Source organism: uncultured Corynebacterium sp. (genome assembly GCF_902782855.1).
GTDB lineage: Bacteria > Actinomycetota > Actinomycetes > Mycobacteriales > Mycobacteriaceae > Corynebacterium.
Genome location: NZ_CACZOO010000009.1, coordinates 1 through 4689, shown reverse-complemented (window position 1 = coordinate 4689; position 4689 = coordinate 1). Strand labels below are relative to the sequence as shown.

Annotated in this window: 4 protein-coding genes; all 4 read right to left on the bottom strand. The window is 72.2% G+C overall.

Annotated features, from left to right (window positions below):
* The coding region (locus QZV72_RS00440) for an ABC transporter ATP-binding protein (RefSeq protein ID WP_297003935.1) at positions 1-1320 on the bottom strand (1320 nt) is incomplete at its 3' end.
* Positions 1317-2150, bottom strand: a complete 834-nt coding sequence (locus tag QZV72_RS00435; RefSeq protein WP_297003933.1) for an ABC transporter permease — start codon at positions 2148-2150, stop codon at positions 1317-1319. The genes QZV72_RS00440 and QZV72_RS00435, both read right to left, overlap by 4 nt.
* Positions 2147-3133 carry an ABC transporter permease gene (locus QZV72_RS00430; RefSeq protein WP_297003932.1) on the bottom strand — a complete coding sequence of 329 codons (987 nt, stop codon included), beginning with the start codon at positions 3131-3133 and terminating at the stop codon, positions 2147-2149. The genes QZV72_RS00435 and QZV72_RS00430 overlap by 4 nt, the downstream gene beginning before the upstream one ends.
* Positions 3134-3173: 40 nt before the next feature.
* Positions 3174-4689 (bottom strand): ABC transporter substrate-binding protein (locus tag QZV72_RS00425; protein WP_297003931.1); only part of this gene is annotated, 1516 nt, incomplete at its 5' end.

The window sequence follows — 4689 nt, the reverse complement described above, 5'->3', positions numbered from 1 at the left end:
CCGCACGTCGAGGGCGCTGGTCGGTTCGTCGGCGACGACGAGTTCCGGTTCCAGGGCGAGCGCCCTCGCCACCGCGACGCGTTGACGCTGGCCGCCGGACAGTTCACGGGGGTTCCGGTCGGCGATGTCCGGCGGCAGCCGCACCGCGGTGAGCAGTTCCGCCACCCGGGCCCGGCGCGAGGCACGCGTGCCGACGCGGTGCACCGCCAGCGGTTCGGCGACCGACCAGCCGACGGTCTTGCGCGGGTCGAGGGATGCGACCGGATCCTGCTGGATCACGGCGGTCTGCCGTGGCGGGCGGGTGGCCACTTCACCGCGGTCGACGGTCTGGATGCCGGCGAGCACGCGGCCGAGCGTGGACTTGCCGGACCCGGACTCCCCCACCAGGCCGAGGGTTTCACCGGCACCGACGGAGACGGAGACCTCCGAGAGCGCGTCCGTCCCGGCCCCGGGGTAGCGCACGGTGACGCGGTCCGCTGCGGCGACGGGCGGGGCGTCCTCCCGGTCACGGGTGGTGGCACCCCCGACCCGCAGCGTGGGTACTGCGGCGATGAGCTCGCGGGTGTACGGCTCCGCGGGGGAGGACAGGATCCGGTCCACCGGCCCCTCCTCGACGACCACGCCGAGGCGCAGGACGATCACCCGGTCGGCGTGCTCGGCGACCACGCCCATGTCGTGGGTGATGAGCACGACCGACAGGCCCCGGGTCTCCCGCAGCCGGTCGAGCAGGTCGAGGATCCCGGCCTGCACCGTCACGTCGAGCGCGGTCGTCGGTTCGTCGGCGAGCAGGATCTCCGGGTCCCCGGCCAGGGCCAGGGCGATCGCCACCCGTTGGCGTTGCCCGCCGGAAAGCTGGTGGGGGTAGGACCTCAGCCGGGCGGACGCCTCGGGGATCTCCACCGTCTCCAGCAGCTCCCGGGCCTTCTCCCGTGCCCTGGTCCGGGAGATGGACCGGTCGTGGGCGCGGACCGCGCGGGCGATCTGCCAGCCGATGGTGCGCACCGGGTTGAGGGCGGACTGGGGCTCCTGGAAGATCAGGCCGATGCGGCGTCCGCGTACGTCATCGAGGACGCGCTCGTCCGCGCCGAGCAGCTCGGTATCCCCGAGCCGGACCGAGCCGGCGGCGTCCGCCCCCGGTGGGAGCAGGCCGAGGATCGCCCGGGCGGTCATGGACTTGCCGGACCCGGACTCGCCGACCATGGCGAGCATCTCGCCGTGATGGAGGTCGAGACTGATGTCGACGACGGCGGGCCGGGGGTGGGCGAAAGTGATCGACAGGTCGCGGACGGACAGGACGGGTGACGGTACCGGGCCGGTCATGCGGGAACCTCGTTCCGGGTGGCGTGGGACAGTGCCTGGGCGATGAGCAACAGTCCGAGGGTGAGCAGGACGACGACGGCCAGTGGGCCGACGGCGTAGAAGGGGGCGTGCCAGGCGTAGGCGGCGCCCTCGTTGATGAGTGAGCCGAGCGACGGGGTGGGCGGCACGACCCCCAGTCCAAGGAAGCTCATCGCCCCTTCGACGAACACGGCGACGGACATCGCCACCGCCAGCTGCACGATGAGCGGGTCGATGCTGTTGGGCAGGATGTGGTGGCGCAGGATCCAGGTGTCCGGGGCTCCGACGGTGCGGGCTGCCTCGACATACGGGCGCTCGCGCACCGACAGGGCCACGCCGCGGACCAGGCGTCCGAAGACGGGGATCTCGGCGAGGACCGTGACGAGGAAGACGGTCCACAGGCCCGGGCCGAGGATCATCGTCACGGCGATGGCCAGCAGGATGGTGGGGAAGGCGAGGACGAGGTCGAAACTGCGCTGGATCAGGCCGTCCAGCCACCGCCACTGCGCCGAGACGAGCCCTGCCAGCCCGCCGGTCACCGCCCCGGCGGGGACCGCCAGGACGACGAGCAGCAGGTTGGTCCGGATGCCGTAGAGGGTGCGCGAGAGGATGTCCCGGTTGGCGGTGTCGGTGCCGAACCAGTGCGCGGCACCGGGGCCGAGCAGGTTGGCGCCGGGGATCTGGGCGTCCGGCGCGTAGGGGGCGAGCACCGGGGCGGCGAGTCCGGCGAGGACGACCAGACCGACGGCGAGGGTTCCGACGAGGCCGCGGCCGTGGGTGAGGGCGTTCAGGTGTCGGCCGGTGCGGCTCATGCGGGGGCTCCTGCCGGTGCGGGGGTCAGCCGGATCCTCGGGTCGAGGGCGGCGTGGGCGAGGTCGGTGAGGGTCTGGAGGATGACGAAAACGACGACGGAGGCGACGAGGAGCACCTGCACCACCGGGTAGTCGCGCTGGGTGACGGCCTGCTGGGCGAGGTAGCCCAGGCCGGGCCAGGCGAACAGGACCTCGATGATCACCGCCCCGCCGAGCAGCTGGCCGACCTGCAGGCCGAGCACCGTGATGGTGGGTGGCAGGGCGTTCGGCAGCACCTGGGTGAGCACGGTCGTGCGGCGGGACTGCCCGGTCGCCCGGGCGGTGGTGACGTAGGGCAGACAGAGTTCCGCGGCGACGGCGTCCGACAGGTAGCGGGTGAGGGTCGCGGCGACCGGCAGGGCGAGACACACCGCGGGCAGCAGCAGGTACTGGGCGGTGATCAGCGGATCGGCGAGCAGCCCGTCGCGGGGCACTCCCCCGGCGGGCAGGACAGCGACAAGCACGCCGAAGACGATGAGAGCGACAGTGCCGGTGACGAAGTTCGGCACGGCGACCGAGACCGAGGAGAAGGCGGTGGCGATCTCCCGGGCGCGTCCGCGGGCGACCGGCCCCCGCATCAGTTCCGGCCCGACGGCGAACACCATGGCCAGCCCGACCGCGAGAACGAGGGCGGCGGCGGTGAGCAGGACGGTGTTCCCCACCGCCGCCCCGAGCAGGGACGCGACGGAACCGCCGAGGACCAGCGAATCACCGAGGTGGCCGGTGAGCAGGCCGCCGGCCCAGTGCAGGTACTGACTGACGGGTGGTTCATCGAGGCCGAGCCGGTCACGCAGGGCGGCGACGGCCTCGGGTGGCGCGTCCGGACCGGCCAGGGACGCCGCCGGGTCGCCGGGGATGAGGCGGAGCAGGGTGAACACGATGACGGATCCGGCGAGGATGACGCCGAGGGCTGCGGGGAGGCGGCGCAGGAGGAGACGGGACATGGGGTTCCTGTTCGGTGGTGTGTCGGTGGTGTGTCGGTGGTCAGTCGGTGAGGTAGGCGTCTGCGAGGTCGAGTTCGCTGCGTTTCGACCAGTCGACGCCGTGGAGGGCGGCGGTGGTGATGAGGGGTGAATCCGGGGCGACGAGTTCGAGGATGAAGGCGTTCTCCACGAGATCGTCGTTGACCTGCGCGTAGATCCGGCGGGCAGCGTCGCTCTCCGGATCGGCGACGGTCCAGGCGTCCCCGGTGTGGGTGACGTAGTCCGGGTCGGTGAAGTTGGAGCCGTTCTTCTGCGAGTTGAAGGGGAAGGCGCTCACGGTGAGTGTCGAGGGGTTGAACTGGGAGAAGCCGTGCCCCATGACCCAGATCCCGCCGAAGGTGCCGCCGCGGAGCCTGTCGAGCATGACGCCGGGTTCCTGCGGGTCGAGTCTGGCGCGCAGTCCGACGTCGGCGAGGTCGGCGGCGAGGATCTGGGAGATGTTCTGCTCGACCTGGCTGCCGGCGGCGTAGGCGACGGGGATCTCCGGTGCCGGACCGGTCTCCTGCTCGACCTGTTCAACGAGGGTGCGGGCCCGGTCCCTGTCGAGGCGGTAGGCCTTCGTTCCGCCGGCGGCGTAGTCGGGGTCGTAGGCCGGGGAGTAGGTGGGCCAGGGCAGTGAATCGGCGCGGCCCCGGCCGCGGAAGACCTCGTCGAGGATGCGGTCGCGGTCCACGGCCCACCCGACGGCCTGGCGGATGCGCTTGTCCTCCAGAGCGGGGGACGCGGTGTCCAGGCCGAGGTAGGTGTTGGCGTCCACCCCGGTACGGTCGACCACGGTGAACAGGTCGTTGTCCTCGAGGATCTCCTGGTCGCGGGGGCTTGCGTCCGCGACGACGTCGAGTTGCCCGGACCGGAGCTGGGAGAACAGGGTGCGCTCGTCGGGGACGGTGACCAGTTCGGCGCCGTCGAGCGTCGGTGCCCCGCCCCAGTACCCGGTGTCGGCGGTGAACCGGAGGCTGGCGCCGGGGTGCCAGGTGCCGAACCGGAAGGCGCCGGTGCCGTTGAAGACCGTCCCGGCGTTGAAGCCGTCGACGTCGGCGGCACGGATGACCGGCACGATGCTGAGCAGGTCGAAGAGGTTGTTGACGCGGTGGTCGAGGTGGAGCACGGCAGTCGCCGGGTCGGTGGTCTCCACCCGGTTGACCAGGGCGGCGGTGCGGGCGAGCTGGCCGGAGTGGGAGGGGTCTGCGTAGTTGGAGAGCGAGGCGGCGACGTCCCCGGAGGTCAGGGGGTCGCCGCTGTGGAAGCGGACACCAGGTCGGAGGTGGAGGGTGACGGTGGTGCCGGCCCCGTCGATCTCCCAGGACTCGGCGAGACGCGGCCGGGGGACGAGACTGTCGTGGCCGTAGGTGGTGAGCGTGTCGTAGACCAGTCCGGTGACGGTGGTCTCCGCGGTGGCGGTTCCGGCGTAGAGGGTTTTCGGCCGCAGGTCCGCCAGCGTGCCGATGCGGACCACTCCCCCGTCAACCTGCTCCCCGCCGGCGGCGGCGCGGCGCTCCCCCACGGCCGATGCGCAT